16 protein-coding genes and 1 pseudogene are annotated in these 15,376 nt (G+C 46.4%); 13 read left to right on the forward strand and 4 right to left on the reverse strand.

From position 1 onward, the window contains the following. Positions 1 to 10 precede the first annotated feature (10 nt). The 3 genes from rsgA to DEHRE_RS04895 all read left to right on the forward strand — a co-directional run bounded on the left by rsgA (position 11) and on the right by DEHRE_RS04895 (position 2,391). Positions 11 to 880 carry a ribosome small subunit-dependent GTPase A gene (rsgA, locus tag DEHRE_RS04885; protein ID WP_019226419.1) on the forward strand — a complete coding sequence of 290 codons (870 nt, stop codon included), beginning with the start codon at positions 11 to 13 and terminating at the stop codon, positions 878 to 880. A gap of 150 nt (positions 881 to 1,030) precedes the next feature. Further along, positions 1,031 to 1,735, forward strand: a complete 705-nt coding sequence (rpe, locus tag DEHRE_RS04890; RefSeq protein WP_019226420.1) for a ribulose-phosphate 3-epimerase — start codon at positions 1,031 to 1,033, stop codon at positions 1,733 to 1,735. Further along, the gene (locus DEHRE_RS04895; RefSeq protein ID WP_019226421.1) at positions 1,732 to 2,391 is read left to right on the forward strand and encodes a thiamine diphosphokinase; all 660 of its coding nucleotides are present in this window, start codon (positions 1,732 to 1,734) and stop codon (positions 2,389 to 2,391) included. The genes rpe and DEHRE_RS04895 overlap by 4 nt, the downstream gene beginning before the upstream one ends. A gap of 96 nt (positions 2,392 to 2,487) precedes the next feature. Here the strand turns inward: DEHRE_RS04895 and rpmB are convergent, their stop codons facing one another. Continuing rightward, on the reverse strand, positions 2,488 to 2,679 hold the full coding sequence (gene rpmB / locus DEHRE_RS14350) for a 50S ribosomal protein L28 (protein WP_015044215.1): 192 nt from the start codon (positions 2,677 to 2,679) through the stop codon (positions 2,488 to 2,490). A gap of 400 nt (positions 2,680 to 3,079) precedes the next feature. Between rpmB and DEHRE_RS15630 the strand changes: the two are divergent. Beyond that, positions 3,080 to 3,172, forward strand: a pseudogene (locus DEHRE_RS15630) (hypothetical protein); the annotation flags it as partial. On the opposite strand, the gene DEHRE_RS15210 reads toward DEHRE_RS15630, so the two are convergent. After that, entirely contained in the window at positions 3,152 to 3,409 is a 258-nt protein-coding gene (locus tag DEHRE_RS15210; RefSeq protein WP_068883406.1) for a hypothetical protein, read from the reverse strand. The pseudogene DEHRE_RS15630 and the gene DEHRE_RS15210 overlap by 21 nt on opposite strands. Positions 3,410 to 3,459: 50 nt before the next feature. Here DEHRE_RS15210 and DEHRE_RS14770 point away from each other — a divergent pair, with 50 nt between their 5' ends. From DEHRE_RS14770 to DEHRE_RS14360, 7 genes are all read left to right on the forward strand, one after another. Beyond that, positions 3,460 to 4,395, forward strand: coding sequence for an IS30 family transposase (locus tag DEHRE_RS14770; protein ID WP_242837040.1), 936 nt, complete (start codon positions 3,460 to 3,462; stop codon positions 4,393 to 4,395). 406 nt (positions 4,396 to 4,801) lie between these two features. Further along, complete coding sequence (locus DEHRE_RS04905) at positions 4,802 to 5,158, forward strand: Asp23/Gls24 family envelope stress response protein (protein ID WP_025205365.1); 357 nt, start codon at positions 4,802 to 4,804, stop codon at positions 5,156 to 5,158. Between the two features lie 46 nt (positions 5,159 to 5,204). Next, a complete protein-coding gene (locus DEHRE_RS04910; RefSeq protein WP_019225662.1) occupies positions 5,205 to 6,929 on the forward strand; it encodes a DAK2 domain-containing protein in 1,725 nt (574 codons plus the stop codon). A gap of 287 nt (positions 6,930 to 7,216) precedes the next feature. Beyond that, on the forward strand, positions 7,217 to 7,894 hold the full coding sequence (sdaAB, locus tag DEHRE_RS04915; protein WP_025205366.1) for an L-serine ammonia-lyase, iron-sulfur-dependent subunit beta: 678 nt from the start codon (positions 7,217 to 7,219) through the stop codon (positions 7,892 to 7,894). A gap of 16 nt (positions 7,895 to 7,910) precedes the next feature. Then, entirely contained in the window at positions 7,911 to 8,777 is an 867-nt protein-coding gene (sdaAA, locus tag DEHRE_RS04920) for an L-serine ammonia-lyase, iron-sulfur-dependent, subunit alpha (RefSeq protein WP_019225661.1), read from the forward strand. Positions 8,778 to 8,781: 4 nt separating this feature from the next. Next, positions 8,782 to 11,163, forward strand: a complete 2,382-nt coding sequence (recG, locus tag DEHRE_RS04925) for an ATP-dependent DNA helicase RecG (RefSeq protein ID WP_019225660.1) — start codon at positions 8,782 to 8,784, stop codon at positions 11,161 to 11,163. A 128-nt stretch (positions 11,164 to 11,291) separates the two neighbouring features. Further along, a complete protein-coding gene (locus tag DEHRE_RS14360; RefSeq protein WP_019225659.1) occupies positions 11,292 to 11,426 on the forward strand; it encodes a small, acid-soluble spore protein, alpha/beta type in 135 nt (44 codons plus the stop codon). A 185-nt stretch (positions 11,427 to 11,611) separates the two neighbouring features. On the opposite strand, the gene gpr is transcribed toward DEHRE_RS14360, so the two are convergent. Further along, on the reverse strand, positions 11,612 to 12,607 hold the full coding sequence (gpr, locus tag DEHRE_RS04930) for a GPR endopeptidase (RefSeq protein ID WP_019225658.1): 996 nt from the start codon (positions 12,605 to 12,607) through the stop codon (positions 11,612 to 11,614). 309 nt (positions 12,608 to 12,916) lie between these two features. On the opposite strand from gpr, the gene rsmD reads away from it, so the two are divergent. Next, positions 12,917 to 13,480 carry a 16S rRNA (guanine(966)-N(2))-methyltransferase RsmD gene (gene rsmD, locus DEHRE_RS04935; RefSeq protein ID WP_019225657.1) on the forward strand — a complete coding sequence of 188 codons (564 nt, stop codon included), beginning with the start codon at positions 12,917 to 12,919 and terminating at the stop codon, positions 13,478 to 13,480. A gap of 5 nt (positions 13,481 to 13,485) precedes the next feature. Further along, complete coding sequence (locus DEHRE_RS04940) at positions 13,486 to 13,974, forward strand: SPFH domain-containing protein (RefSeq protein WP_015044203.1); 489 nt, start codon at positions 13,486 to 13,488, stop codon at positions 13,972 to 13,974. A gap of 11 nt (positions 13,975 to 13,985) precedes the next feature. On the opposite strand, the gene ylbJ is transcribed toward DEHRE_RS04940, so the two are convergent. Then, positions 13,986 to 15,164 carry a sporulation integral membrane protein YlbJ gene (gene ylbJ / locus DEHRE_RS04945; RefSeq protein WP_019225656.1) on the reverse strand — a complete coding sequence of 393 codons (1,179 nt, stop codon included), beginning with the start codon at positions 15,162 to 15,164 and terminating at the stop codon, positions 13,986 to 13,988. Positions 15,165 to 15,376: the final 212 nt, after the last annotated feature.

Raw genomic sequence — 15,376 nt, forward strand, 5'->3', positions numbered from 1 at the left:
AACAGGATATATGCTGATTCAGGGAACATTGATGAAAGGATATGCCGGCTTTTATTACGTATACGCCGATGACCGGGTATGGGAATGCTCCCTGCGCGGTCGTTTTCGTGTAAAAAAGCAGGAATTTATCCCCGGCGACAAGGTGATGGTTCTTCCAGGAACAGGGGATAAGGCCACGATTGAAAAGGTACTCGAACGTCAAAATTCTCTGGTCAGGCCGTATATTGCAAATGTGGATCAGGTTCTCTTGGTCTTCTCCCTGAAGACCCCTGATCCGGATTACAATTTGCTGGACAGGCTGCTCATTCAGGCCGGAGAAGCAGGAATCAGCATTTTGATCGTATTCACCAAGGAAGATCTGGATGTTGGAAATAAAACCCCGTCTGTCGATTACCGCAGGATCGGCTATGAAGTCGTCCAGGTGTCGAATCGGACGCTGACAGGAATTGATGAAATTGCTGAAAGGCTCAAGGGCAATGTGTCTGTGTTAGCAGGACCTTCCGGATCTGGCAAATCCAGCCTGATCAATGCTCTGAATCCCGGGAAGGCACTTAAAACAGGTAACGTCAGCGACAAAATCGGCCGGGGAAGGCATACAACCAGGCATGTCGAGCTTCTTTCCGTAGCAGGAGGACTTGTTGCAGATACGCCGGGATTTTCATCCCTGTACCTGCCCGAAATGAAGAGAGAGGAACTGCAGTCCTACTTTCCTGAGTTTGTCCGGATTAAACAGGAATGCCGCTTTTCAAGCTGCCTTCATGACAAGGAACCTGACTGTGCTGTAAAAGAAGCCCTGAGCGAGAGCCTTATTAGTTCTTCCAGATATGAGCACTATCTGCAGTTTTTAAAAGAAGTCATCGAACATGAAAAAAAATATTAGATGTATCAGAAGGTAACTTAGAATTTTTTTGATACCCCAATAAAGGGTTTCAGGGCTGAACGAAGAATAATTACAGAAAACCGTACAATAATGATAAGAAACTGCACGCAGCCAAAGAAACAGCACCATAGGTTTGGAAGGAGGATCTTTATGGCTTTGACGATTGCCCCATCGATACTGTCTGCCAATTTTGCCAGATTGGGAGAGGACGTCAGTCTTGTTGAAAATGCGGGGATTGATATGCTGCATATAGATATTATGGATGGACATTTTGTTCCGAATATCTCGATAGGGCCTGCCGTTGTTGGATCGCTCCGCAAGGTCTCCGCGCTGGAGTTTGATGTTCATCTGATGATTGAACATCCTGAAAAGTATGTTGAAGATTTTGTGAAGGCAGGTGCCGACTCGATCACAATTCATGCTGAGGCGACCAGGCACCTTCACCGGGTCATCCAGCTGATCAAATCCCTGGGGGCGAATGTGGGCGTTGCACTGAACCCTGCAACCCCGCTGGAAATGCTGACATATGTTTTGCAGGAACTTGATGTTGTGCTGCTGATGACTGTGAACCCTGGTTTTGGCGGCCAAAAGTTTATTCAGGAAGTCTTGCCGAAAATCGTAGCACTGTCGGGGATATTGAAGGAAGTAAACCCGCTTTGCCGTATTGAGGTGGATGGCGGAATTAATGTTGAGACAGCCCGTCTGGTAAGCAAAGCCGGGGCCGAGATATTAGTAGCTGGTGCAGCTGTATTTAGTTCTCCGGATCCGCAGCAGGCGATTTACGATATCCTTGAAGCAGCCAAAGAGGAACAGCGTGACAACAAAAATAAAAGATTCCGGGGGATCAAGCAATGAAGGTTGCAGTCGTGGCAAACGGAGAATGGGATGCTGCGTGGGGCCGCGGCGAACTCGCCGGGAATCATATCGAGATGTTGATCTGCGCGGACGGAGGCGGCAACAAGGCCATCGCTTCAGACAGAATCCCTGATGTATTGATCGGGGACCTCGATTCCATTACAAAAGAAAATCTGGAAAAATGTATAGCGGCCAAAACAACCGTCAAACAATATCCTTGCGAAAAAAATGAGACGGATTTAGAGCTCGCTGTGGCCTATGCAGATACATATTTAGATTCTCAGGGATGTTTCCAGGACGAAATCGTCCTTTATGCCGCCGGCGGTAAAAGGCTGGATCACCTGATGGGGAATATCTCAATCATGATTGCGTATGCTGAGAAAGGCAGACGGCTGAAGATGAAAGACCCGAAATCTGATGCTTGGGTGATGCTTCAGGGTAAAGAGAACATCAAGGGCAGCATTGGTCAGCAGTTGTCGATCGTCGCCTTATCCGATGATGCGCGGGTATCTGCCGAAGGGCTGTACTATCAGCTGGATATGCTAAATCTTGCGCATAATTCTCCGCGTGGAATCAGCAATGTGTTTACGGATAAAGATATTTCGATTGAAATTCATGAAGGCAAAGTTCTGATCTATGTTCAAATGCCTTGTTAATCTTAAAACTTACTCCTTAAAATGGGTTGAAAAGCAAAAACCCCGGCTTTAAAGTCGGGGTTGTTTTAATCCAATCACAGTCGTTTCACGATGAAGTTAGATTGCTCGTTTCACTTTACCTGAACGAAGGCATCTTGTGCAGACTTTGACATGGGTGGGAGTACCGTTCACTACAGCACGGACACGCTGGAGGTTTGGTTTCCAGGTACGCTTGGAGCGAATATGGGAGTGACTGACACTCATCCCGGAAGAAACTCCTTTTCCGCAAACATCACAAATACTAGCCATGATTTCTTCTACCTCCTTTTCACCCAAAAATGACACTATTACAGTTTAGCAGAACTTAAAAGAATTGGCAAGAGCAGGTTTTTATTATCTGACGAGGTTTATATAGGTCTTATACAATCCTGCAAATGCAAATATTTTACTCATATATTATACTACATTTACCGGGTACTGATAAGAAAAAATAAGGAGTTGTTCCCTGAGGTATTCACATAGCCTCAATTGACTTTGTAAATGCAACCTATACATTACTGGGTGATTGCATTTAAATCTTCAAACAGGATAGTGGCATTAAGTCTTACAATCGAAAGTCTCCTTTTTCTTCACTCCCCCATGGGGGAGTGATTGCATTTAGTCTGGCAATATTCCGACAAGAACTTTAGGATGTGTTCTGCGGGAATCTTTGAGTCAAAGGAGAATTTACCATGGCAAAAACAAGCATCTCACTGATTCGGAGCGTCTACAAATTGAGCAGCTACTGCGAGAGGGCGTATCTCTTAAGCGGATTGCCGTCACCCTTGAAAAAAGCGCATCCACCATTTCCCGTGAAATTCGCGCCCGCGCCATTGAAAGCAATAAATATGCGCCATACCGTATCCATAACCGCTGCGCCAATCTCAATGTCTGCCAAAAAATGCAGATCTGCTCCGACAAGCCTAATTGCACAAGAAAGTGTTCCCGCTGTAATTACTGCAATGCCGTATGCGAGGAATTCGAGGAGCGACGCTGCCACAGGCTTTATGATCCACCGTATGTCTGCAACGGTTGTCTTGAAGCTTACCAGTGTGTCCTACGGAAAAGTATTACCTCCACAGAAATGCTCATGAGGCATACCGAGAGATGCTGGTGGAATCCCGCTCCGGTGCAAATATTACCGAGGATGAACTGCTCTACCTTGACGAATGGATCAGTCCCCTCATCCAGCGTGGGCAATCTGTTCATCACATCGCAGTCCACAATGCCGACAGGCTTATCGTCAGTGAGAAATCCATCTACCGCTATGTTTCCGGCGGACTCTTTAAGGCGAGAAACATTGACATGCCCCGGGTCTGCCGCCTTAAGCCCAGAAAAACCAAAACGGTGGAGCATAAAATCGACAGCACCTGCAGGCTTGGCCGCACCTACGCCGACTTCCTGGCCTTTACGGAAGCATCAGACGCTCCGGTCGTTGAGATAGATTCAGTTATCGGGCGTGTCGGTGGAAAGGTCCTGCTCACGATGATGTTCAAGTCCTGTGACTTGATGCTGGCCTTCATCAGGGAACGCAATACCTCCCAGTCCGTTATCGACGTCTTCAACTGCCTAGACGAAACTCTTAGCAGAGAGGTGTTCAGCCGCCTTCTTTCCGTTTGCCTCGCTGACAACGGTTCAGAGTTTTCAAACCCGAAAGCTTTGGAGTATGATGCACAGGGCCGCCGCAGGACGCGGCTGTACTACTGCGACCCATTCGCATCATACCAGAAGCCCAACGTGGAGTTGAACCACGAGTTCATTAGGAAAATATTGCCCAAAGGCACATCGTTTGACGCCCTGTGCCAAGGGGATATTGACCTTATGATGTCGCATATCAACTCCTATTCCAGGGAGAAACTGGGCGACAAATCGCCGTTGGATGTGTTTAACTTCATCTACGGGTACGATGATGTCCTTAAAAAGCTGAGAATCAGCAGGATTCCTGCTAATGAAATCCTGCTGAAGCCGTCGCTTTTGAAAAAATAATTTCAGTATCATTTAACCCGCAGAACACATCCATACCGATCCTGATCAAGGGGACGCGGTTACTCTGTCCGAAAAACGGTTTCCGGGTACCCCTTTTATTAGTATACTCTTTTTTAGAACTCGGCTGGCAGATTTTCGCTCCATATAATCTGAATCGGCTATTTTTAACAGGTACTATACCTGTTATTCCCAGTATTTTGACAGACTCAATGAAACCCCACTATATTTACTCTGTCAAAGGTTGCATTTACTTTGACCGCTCACCGTATTCACATAGTATTTGACGAAAGCTACCGCGTATATTATCCTAATTATATTAAAGGAAACGATGAATCTTTCAAAATGGAATTTTATCATGCAAAAGATTAAATTGATGCCGGATTATTGGGAAAGCGAGGTTGAAAAGATGGCAAAGCTGATGGAAACAAAACTGGGAAATGTAGAAATATCAGAAGATGTTATAGCTACGATCTCAGGTGCGGCGGCAATCGAGTGCTATGGATTGGTGGGTATGGCTTCAAGAAAGATTTCGGACGGCGTTTCAGGTTTGCTTAAAAGGGAAAACTTATCCAAAGGGGTGAGCGTCACCCTTCAGGAAGAGGACTTGATCATAGACCTTAACATCATTGTGGGATACGGAATTAAAATATCGGAGGTTGCCTCCAATGTAATGGACCGGGTCCGTTACACTGTCGAGACAATGACAGGTCTAAAAGTGGCTGAAGTAAACGTAAATGTTCAAGGGGTAAGATTTTTAGAATAGTTGAGAATACACTCAGATGATCTTAGGATGAGTAGGAGGATAAATTTTGAAAGCCGTGTCGGACACTATAGCTCAAAAAATTGACGGAAACGTATTAAAAGATATGATAAGGTCGGGGTCTCGTCTGCTGGAGCAAAGGAAGAAGGAAATTGATGCTTTGAATGTATTTCCGGTCCCGGACGGGGATACGGGTACAAATATGAATTTGACATTCAAAGCAGCATCATTAGCAGCAGACAAGGTAACGGGCAATTCTGTGCATGAAGTCGCAAGTGCCGCTTCTACAGGTTCCCTGATGGGTGCTAGGGGGAATTCAGGTGTTATTTTGTCTCAGATCATGAGAGGGATTGCCAGGGGCTTGGAAGGTCTTAACGAAGCAAATGCTCTCCAGATGGCTCATGCGCTGCAAACCGGTGTTGAAAGCGCGTACAAGGCAGTAATGAAACCGGTCGAAGGAACAATTCTTACTGTATCCAGGGAGACTGCCCGGGGTGCATATCTTAAAGCAAAAAGCGGAACGACTGATATTCTGGAAGTTTTGAGGGCTGGTTGTGAAAAAGGTGAAGAGGCGCTGGCCAGGACGCCTGAGATGCTGCCTGTTCTGAAACAGGCAGGTGTGGTTGATGCCGGCGGTCAGGGCTTCCTGACTATTCTATACGGCTGGATCTTGGCTTTGGAAGGCAAGGAAATTGGTTATGCTGAGGTACAGCAGGAGGAGGTCCAGATTCCTGCGGTTTCAGGTATTATTGCCGTTGGAAGCTTGGAATTTCCATATTGTACTGAGTTTCTGGTGAAAGGAAATGGCCTTGATCCCGATATTATAAGACAGGCACTCCTGGACAAAGGTGACTGCTTGTTGGTCGTGGGCACGGAGGATGTGGTCAAGATCCATATTCACACCCGGAACCCCGGACTTATTTTGGATTATGCCATCAAATATGGTTCTCTGCATGAAGTTCAGATTCACAATATGCTTGCCCAGAATGAGCTGGCTGCCCATCAGGCCAAAAATGTGCCTGAAAGCAGTGAAGCTGCTTATACCGGCGGGCTTGAGGATGCTTCATCAGGGGCTCCTGCAGACCAGGCGGCTTCGGCCGGGACAACAAAGGTCAAGGACTATGGGATCGTTGCCGTCGCCATGGGAGAAGGTATTGCCCAAATCTTCACCAGTCTGGGTGTCGATGAGGTTGTTTTCGGCGGTCAGACGATGAATCCGAGTACCAGTGATCTTGCCGAAGCGATTAGGAAAGTTCCCGCCCGCCATATTTTCCTTCTGCCGAACAACAGTAACATCATCATGGCGGCCGGTCAGGTCAACGAACTGATTGAAGACAAGGAAATCTACGTTATTCCGACTAAGACAATACCGCAGGCGATCGCTTCTTTACTTGCTTTCAATTCCGACAGCCTTCCGGAGGAAAACGTTCAAAATATGACAACGGCATTCAAACAGGTAAGTTCGGGAGAAGTAACTTATGCAGTCAGAAATTCGCAGTATGGCGAGCTGGAGATTGCCGAAGGGGATATTCTTGGCCTGATTGAGGGAACAATAAAGACGACAGGCAGAGATATTCTCGACGTTGCCAAAAATGTTCTGGAGGAAATGAATTGGCGCGAAAAGGATCTTGTCACCATTTTTTACGGTAAAGACATGGCTGAAGAAGATGTAAGCCTGCTTACGGACTGGCTTAGCGAGGAAAAACCGGAGATTGAAGTCGAGGTTTATTCAGGGAAACAGCCATTATATTATTATATTCTCGGGGTTGAATAAACAAAAAAACTTCGGCTTCGGCCGAAGTTTTTTTTATCCAAGCCGGTTTCTCGATGTAGGTCTTCGAAAGCATCTTGTTAGGGCAGATCTCCTAAGCCAATCTGCTAGGGTAAGTCTGCATGCCACAATACCGCTTTCGGCTATTGCGTCTTCCTTGACGCAAAAAGCCACACTACGCCATCCAGACTTACCCTAGCATAATGGTTTTGTAAGTAACTAAGCTATCGTAAATGTATGAATGAAAGAGAAAAGATTACCCCAAGTTATTACTGAAGGAAGGTGAGCGGGTGAAGGTTGGGAGTGTTTTTGATTTGCTGGGGCCGGTAATGGTCGGGCCATCAAGTTCCCATACGGCGGGGGCGGTCAGGCTTGGTCTGATGGCTGCTAAAATACTTGGCGCCGAAGTGAAGCAGGCCCGTATCCAGCTGCACGGTTCTTTCGCTGAGACGGGGAAGGGACATGGAACTCATCTTGCCTTGACAGCAGGGCTGCTCGGGATGAAGCCGGATGATAGCCGGATCAGGGAGGCTTCGAGGATTGCACTAGAGGCTGGGATGGAAACGGTATTTGAAAATGTCAATCTGGGTGATGTACACCCGAATTCGGTTCGTTTCCTGCTAACCGGCTGGGGTGGGGAAAAAGCTGAAATCAATGGTTCATCGCTGGGCGGCGGGAAAATTCTGATTACTGCGGTTAATGACTTTAACGTGGAGTTTACCGGGGAATATCCTGCCTTAATTGCGATCTATATGGATTACCCGGGAATGATAGCTGAAATAACCAAACTGCTTGCGGGCAAAGGAATCAATATTGCCCAGATGAAAGTATCCAGAGAAGGCAAAGGGCAAAATGCGCTGGCGGTTATTGAGACGGATGAGCCGATCACGGATATTCTTAGCAGCGAAATGAAAAAGATGCCGATGATCGAGCAGGTGATGTTTATTGAACCCATCATAGACATTTGACGCGGGGGGTTGACAGATGCGTTCTTATGGTGAATTAGTGGAAAAAACCGAAAAGCTTAATAAAAAAATCAGTGATATGGTTCTTCAGGAGGAATGTCTGAGGACAGGTATACCGGCTGAACAGCTGTTAAAAAAAATGAAGAACCATTATGCCGTGATGCGGGAATCAGTTGAAAGTGGAATGACCGGAGAATGGAAATCATTGTCAGGACTTGTAGGAGGAGAAGCTGCTCTTTTGGAGAAATATAGAGAAAGCGGCAAGTCGATTCTGGGTAATCTGGTGAACAAGGCAGCAGCCAGAGCAATGGCCGTAGCTGAGGTAAACGCCGGTATGGGCAGGATCGTTGCAGCACCGACAGCAGGATCGTGCGGCGTGTTGCCCGCTGTACTGCTGACAGTTCAGGAAATGTCGGATGCAACGGAAGAAGATGCCGTTCAGACTCTTTTTACATCTGCCGGCCTTGGGATGGTCATTGCGGAAAGAGCTAGTGTCTCAGGTGCAGAAGGCGGGTGTCAGGCTGAGATAGGTTCAGCGGCTGCCATGGCTGCAGCGGCAGCAGTGGAATTGTGCGGCGGATCGCCCGATCAAACAGCGCAGGCAGCAGCATTGGCTTTGAAAAGTTTTCTTGGTTTAGTCTGTGACCCTGTAGCCGGGCTGGTCGAGGTGCCCTGTGTAAAAAGGAATGCCATGGCAGCAGTTATAGCATTAACCGCAGCCGAAATGGCTTTGGCTGGAATCAAAAGTGCGATCCCATTGGATGAGGTCATTGATGCAATGGCTTCAATCGGCAGGGAGATGTCCTGCAGCCTTAAGGAAACGTCCCGGGGGGGACTCGCCGTCACTCCTGCGGCTCAGAAATATAAAGATCATTTGGCAAGGTGAGAATGTGCTGCAATCAGATCATTGGCGAAACAGCGTGAATAGGGCGATGAAAGCCGAGGAAAAACAGGGATTTATTAATACAGGCGCAGTCGGCGGCTTCAGCAGCTTTTTACTGGACTTGCTTGCTGAACTGGACGGTGTTTTTTCCGCGGAAAACCTCGCCTCAATGCAACGAATAGCAGAAGAGTATCATGAAGTCAGCCCGTATAAACGACGGGCTTTATGGCGTGAACTCCAGGAACTACTGGATAAAACAACATCTTCAGATGCTCCTGGACTAGCTTCTGGAGCAATCTGCGGAACAACATCGGAAGAAGCATCAGGAACCTTTCGTACCACAGAGAAAGTCTTAACCAGCCTTGAAGTTCAGACAGGAAGCATCTGTCATCCCCAAAATCTGCAGTATATCAAAGGTGTCGGACCGCAAAGAGCCAAACAGTTCGAAAATATGGGGATTTATACGGCTGAGGATCTTCTGCGGCATTATCCGCGCAAATATGAAATCCGATCGAAACGGCGGATTCAGGATATTCAGGACGGGGAGTATGTTACGATTGACGGGATTGTAACTGGAAGCCAGGTTACCAAAGGCAAAGTCAAGGTCGTCAAATTAAATATTAAACAGGACGGCAGAAGCATTCATGCCGTCTGGTTCAATCAAATACATATTCCAAAACAATACCCGGACGGAACAAAGGTCACTGTGACAGGAAAAGCACAATGGCGCACCAGGATCCCGGAATTGCTTGCGTCCGAAATCAGGAAAGGACTTTACGAGGGTCCTGCTCAAAAAATGGTTCCAGTATATTCGGAAACAGCCCGTCTCAATTCGAAAACTATCCGGGAGATCATCCAGGTTATTTTGCCGCAGGCTGACCGAATCTTTGACGAGTTCTTTCCGTATGAGGAAAATAATTTGATGGAACGGCGACAAGCCATCAAAGAAATTCATTTTCCGCACTCCGCAGAAACCCTGAAAAAGGCACGTGAAAGACTGGTCGTTGAGGAAATCCTTCTGCTTCAGCTGGCGTTGGCTAGGCTTCGTTCCCCCGGGCCTCAGAAAGCAGGTCTCGTTTTAAACCAGGGTGGAGCTTTGGTCCAAAAATTTGCTTCCGGGCTTCCTTTTCGGCTGACCGGTGCCCAGCAAAGAGTCATCCGGGAAATATTCCGAGATATGGGGAGCATTGAAAAGCCGATGGCCCGTTTGCTTCAGGGCGATGTTGGATCAGGTAAAACCGTGGTAGCGATGGCTGCCCTGCTGCAGGCTGTGGGCTCGGGTTTTCAGGCCGCTATGATGGCGCCGACTGAGGTGCTTGCCCAGCAGCACTATGAATCGCTGCAGGCCGCATTTGAACCTTTAGGGGTAAAAGTTGTATTCCTTGTCGGGAACCAGAGTAAGCCTGAAAGGGAACAAATCTTAGGGCAGATTTTGAGCGGAAAAGCGCAGGTTGTCGTCGGAACCCAGACCCTCATTCAGGAATCCGTCCGGTTCAACGCCCTCGGTCTTGCCATTACCGATGAACAGCACCGGTTTGGCGTCAGACAGCGGACTCTATTGCAGGACAAAGGCGAGAATCCGCATGTCCTGGTGATGACCGCTACCCCGATCCCGAGGACGCTTGCGCTGACTTTATACGGCGATCTTCGGCTTTCGGTGCTAGACGAGCTGCCTGCTGGCAGGAAGCCGATTATCACCAGGAAAATTTCAGACCGCAGCCGCTCTAGCATGGAAAAATTTCTGAAGCAGCATGTCGCTGCGGGTCGGCAGATCTATGTCGTTTGTCCGCTTGTCGAGGAAACAGAAAAATCGGATTTTGTTTCAGCAACCCAAAAGGCTGATGAATTAAGCCGCATTTTTGAAGGAAGCAGTGTTGCGCTTCTGCACGGAAGAATGAAAGGACAGGAGAAAGAGGAGATCATGCAGCGCTTCCGACGCGGGGAGATTGATATCCTGGTTACGACAACTGTCGTCGAAGTCGGAGTCAATGTACCGAATGCGTCTGTGATGGTGATCGAGGATGCTGAAAGATTCGGGCTTGCCCAGCTTCACCAACTTCGCGGAAGAGTCGGACGCGGACAAGAACAGTCGTATTGTCTTCTGATCAGCAATACCCGGGACAGTGCCCGGCTGAATGTTCTTTGTGAGACAGAGGACGGCTTCCGGATTGCCGAGGAGGATTTGAAGATCCGGGGCCCGGGAGAGCTGCTTGGGCTTCGCCAGCATGGCGTACCGGAGTTAAAGCTTACAGACCTGGGAACTGACGGAAGACTGGTTGAAAAAGCCTATCAACTGCTTCAAAAGGTTCTGAAAGATCCTCAGAAATACGAAAAAGCCTATCAGGAAGTCAGCCGCCTTTATCCCAAAGAAAAAATCGGAGTGAATTAGTGCTGAGAACAATTTTATACTAATAAACAAGTCACAGTACGTATGATTTTTTTGCACAGGCTCATACTATTCCTTGTCGGCACATTCCAGTCACGGATTGATGCAGAACTTTCAAGGAGGCAGAGGGTATGACAGAGGCGAAAAAAGATACGGCAAGTGAATTGGAAAATCTTAAATATGAAATTGCGCAAGAGATGGGTCTTCCCCAGAAAAAAACAAAAAGAAAAAGTAAAAACAGAGAAGACGTAAAGAATAAAGAATAAAGAATGGCGAATAACGAATTACGAATTACGAATTACGAATTACGAATGACGAGATACGGAATAAAAAACCTTCTGTTGAAGCATTGATTGATATGCTGCAACAAAAGGTTTTTTAGTTACGGTTAAAGGATATGTTTCTCTTATAATCATTATAGTTATTCGGGTCGATGTAAAAAGTAGATTGTTTAATGAAGGTAGGTCTCAAAATTATGGCTGTCAATTCCGGAATGAATGCTCTGGTTGATTGCTGCAGCAATAATTTTAGCGCTTCTTTCAATTAATTCATCGACTTCCTTGGGTGTAACCATCAGGCTGCCCTCGTAGGGCGACAAGGCTTTCTGCATGACATTCATCAAAACCTGTTCATTTTCCTGTTGATAGATTTTGGCCAGGGAAGGTTCGGATTCCATTTGTTCAAAAAGCTCTTCGATGGTCTTATGCGCGATGATTGCAGCATTGACAACAGTGGGAACGCCGATAGCAATGACTTTGCAGCCAAGGGTTTCTTCATTGAGCCCTTTGCGGTGATTACCAATTCCGGAACCAGGATTGATCCCGGTATCCGCTAATTGAATGGTTGTGCCGATTCTATCCAGTGCACCTGCGGCTAGGGCATCGATCGCGATCACGTAATCCGGGCGGACATGTTCAACCAGTCCGCGGATTACCTCCGCCGTCTCGATTCCGGTCAGGCCAAGCACACCAGGTGATATCGCTGACACTTGGCGCATTTTCCCCTCAATTTCTTCGGGGGTATAATGAAAAAGGTGACGGGTGACCATGATTTTCTCGACAACTTTGGGCCCAAGCGCGTCTGGAGTTGCCTGCCAGTTGCCAAGACCAACGATCAAAAAACTGGTATCTTCCTTAAAATTAAACAATCCGGCGAGATGCCTTGCTAATACTGCAACGATTTTATTGTGCTGCTGGTAGTTGTTTTCTTTGATATCCGGAGCATCAATTGTAATATAATTTCCTTTAGGCCTGCCCAATTCTTTTTCGCCTTTGGCATTTATGATTTGAATTGCGGTGACAGTTGCCTCTTGAAGTTCTTCTTTTTTCATGATGACGCCCGCTATCTCCTGGCCGCTTTCTCCCCGCAGCAAGTCATGGGCTTCCACCGCCAGGTCGAGAGAAATATTCATTTTTTTTAGAAAGCTTGATTTGTTCGATAATTTCATATCGGCAGCAGCTCCTTTTTAAATCTGTTTTAGTATGTTGGATTTCTAACACAGATATTCAAATAAGGAAGATTGATGAGTAAAAAATAAAGTGGCAAATTCAAATTGCGTATCAAATAAAATATTAATTGGAGATTCAAGTCGGAGATTCATTAGATACTGGAATGGAATAATATGTTTTTCGTTTGGAATCAGATATGATATACTTAAAAAATGGGAGTATCCTGTAAAAAAATATTTAAATCAGGTTAGATCACTGTATAATAAAAGGATAAAGTGAAGACATCATATCCAGAGGACTAAAACATCGTGCGAATTATTTCTGGGCAATGGAAAGGCCGCAATTTAAAAACTGTTAAAGGCATGGATACCCGTCCGACTTCCGATAAAGTCAAAGGGGCGATTTTCAATATTCTTGCCGGCAAGGTAATGAACGCCAGAGTCCTGGATCTTTTTGCGGGAACCGGAAACCTTTCCTTTGAAGCTTTGTCCAGGGGGGCCCGTCATGCTGTTCTGGTTGAGAAAGATACTTCAGCCCTGGAGACAATCAGAAAGAATGCCGAAATTCTCGGGGCAGCACCAAGGACCAGCATACTCCGGATGGACGCAATGAATTTTTTTAAACAAGCAGTTCAGGAACGCTTTGACTTAATTTTTCTTGATCCGCCTTATCGGCGGGGACTGGCCGACATGGCCCTTGCCTATTTGCAGACGCACACTGTCTTAAATCCCAGTGGAGTCATTATCATTGAAACTTCTTCAGACGAAACCATTGATGATGCGATAGATCCTCTGGAGATAAGGTTAACAAGAGAATATGGAGATACCAGGTTATGGTTTATTCAGAACAAAGAAGAGCATGAGGAGGGATAATTCCTTTGGAAAATCATTTGATTGATCTCATTGAACAGTTGGAAGAAGTGCTTGACCATGGAACCAAGGTGCCTTTAACCGGCAAGATCATGGTTGATGAAGAAACAGTATTAGAAATATTGGATGGAATCCGTTCCGTTCTGCCGGAGGAAATTAAACAGGCGAATTATGTTTTGGCTGAAAGAGACCGCTATATGGAAGAAGCCCGCAGCGATGGGCAGAGAATTGTAGACCGGGCGCAAAAGCAGGCTGACCAGCTGCTTCAGGAAAATGAGATCGTTGCTCAATCCCGGGCCTATGCCGAAGAAATTGTCTTAAAGGCGCAGCAGTATTCCCGAGAAGTAAAATTAGGCGCTTTGAAATATTCCGATGATCTGCTTCAGGATATTGAATCAAAAATGGGAGAGGCTTTTCAATCCATCAAAGCCAGCCGGGAAGAATTAAATGCTATGGCCCGTTGGGATGAACGGGTTCAGACCATGGAGCAGGAATAAACAAATTTATCTTAATGGCGGTGCACTTTTTTCCATATTCCAATCATGAAGACAATGAAAAGCAGGGCCAAACTGCATAGGCAAAAATACAGGCTGCTCCATCTTAAGGACAACAGCCAGGAAGCATCACCCCCAGTTGGCTGTACAGGGAGGCCGGAGGTTGGAATATGGCTGAATTTTAGCAGTAGCTGACTGATCAGAAGCGCCAAAAAGGAATGGATAGTTCTACCGGCTATAAATGGAAGGAGCCGAAGATCTGTCGACGCCGTAAAGCTGGATACCTGTGCAAAAACAGAAATCCCCCCCCATCCAAGCAGCAAGGCAAGGACCCCAATCTTGCTGTTCAGGGATGAAAAGGCCTGGACGGCTGCATTACAGCCCAAGGTGGTTTCCAAGAATCCCTGGATGATGGCATTTGCTTCCAGAATAGAAATGGACCCGGCCGAGAGGAAATGGAATGTGTCGGCTAGAACGGAGCTTAGATGCGTTACTGTTAGAAGATGGGTTATTACAGAGAAAAAAATGATATATCCTCCAACCAGGATAATCGTTGACGTACTTTCCCTGACTGCATCAGCCAATAATGCGCCAATGGTTTTATTGTTTTGTTGGAGGTTTTTTAATTCACGCAAAGCCTTTCTCCAGGAAGAATTCGTTCTTGGAATAGCCTTTTCGGATGAAACACCATAATTACGAAAAATCAAACCGACCAGCAGGTTGGCCAGATAAACAGATCCTGCAATAATAATGCCCAGGGCAGGGTTTCCAAGCATCCCCGACGCCACTGCCCCGAACATAAAACCTGGACTGGGATTGCTAGTAAAAGCAAGAAGTCTTTCCCCTTCGATCCGTGTAATATCTCCGTTTTTCCTTAGTTTGCATGTCAGTATCGCTCCGATCGGAATCCCCGAAGTATGTGTCATGGCCAAAACAAAAGAGGCTTTGCCCGGCAGGCGAAAAACAGGACGCATCAGTGGTTCGAGCAAGACTCCCAGAAAGTTGACTAGGCCAAGCTGCAGAAGAAGTTCAGAGACAATGAAGAATGGAAATAAGGCCGGCAAGATATAATTTACCCAAAGCGTTAAGCCTTTGGCGGCAGAACTCAATACTTCCTGAGGATAAATGAACATACAGGCGGCAAGTATTAAAAAGAGCAGGATTCTCAGGAATGGCAAGGCAGTCGTCACCATCCTTTAGCGTATTTAGAACGGAACACCAAAAGGGGTTGACAGGGCACAAAGATATGATAGACTCTTTATAATCAGTTCATATATTGTTTACTTTATTTCACTCATATTTAGGGTATTCCTATATGTGATTTATATAACCGGAGTATACAAAGATAAGAAAGAGAAAAAAATACAATATTATATAGGCAATGTATCTTGATTGGTGGAAGAGA

This window comes from Dehalobacter restrictus DSM 9455 (assembly GCF_000512895.1).
GTDB classification, from domain to species: domain Bacteria; phylum Bacillota; class Desulfitobacteriia; order Desulfitobacteriales; family Syntrophobotulaceae; genus Dehalobacter; species Dehalobacter restrictus.

What these genes read in the sequence shown, in the direction of transcription:
- rsgA (WP_019226419.1), top strand. Translation starts at nt 11, where the DNA reads ATGCTGATTCAGGGAACATTGATGAAAGGATATGCCGGCTTTTATTAC.
- rpe (WP_019226420.1), top strand. Translation starts at nt 1,031, where the DNA reads ATGGCTTTGACGATTGCCCCATCGATACTGTCTGCCAATTTTGCCAGA.
- DEHRE_RS04895 (WP_019226421.1), top strand. Translation starts at nt 1,732, where the DNA reads ATGAAGGTTGCAGTCGTGGCAAACGGAGAATGGGATGCTGCGTGGGGC.
- rpmB (WP_015044215.1), bottom strand. Translation starts at nt 2,679, where the DNA reads ATGGCTAGTATTTGTGATGTTTGCGGAAAAGGAGTTTCTTCCGGGATG.
- DEHRE_RS04905 (WP_025205365.1), top strand. Translation starts at nt 4,802, where the DNA reads ATGGCAAAGCTGATGGAAACAAAACTGGGAAATGTAGAAATATCAGAA.
- sdaAA (WP_019225661.1), top strand. Translation starts at nt 7,911, where the DNA reads ATGCGTTCTTATGGTGAATTAGTGGAAAAAACCGAAAAGCTTAATAAA.
- DEHRE_RS14360 (WP_019225659.1), top strand. Translation starts at nt 11,292, where the DNA reads ATGACAGAGGCGAAAAAAGATACGGCAAGTGAATTGGAAAATCTTAAA.
- gpr (WP_019225658.1), bottom strand. Translation starts at nt 12,607, where the DNA reads ATGAAATTATCGAACAAATCAAGCTTTCTAAAAAAAATGAATATTTCT.
- ylbJ (WP_019225656.1), bottom strand. Translation starts at nt 15,164, where the DNA reads ATGGTGACGACTGCCTTGCCATTCCTGAGAATCCTGCTCTTTTTAATA.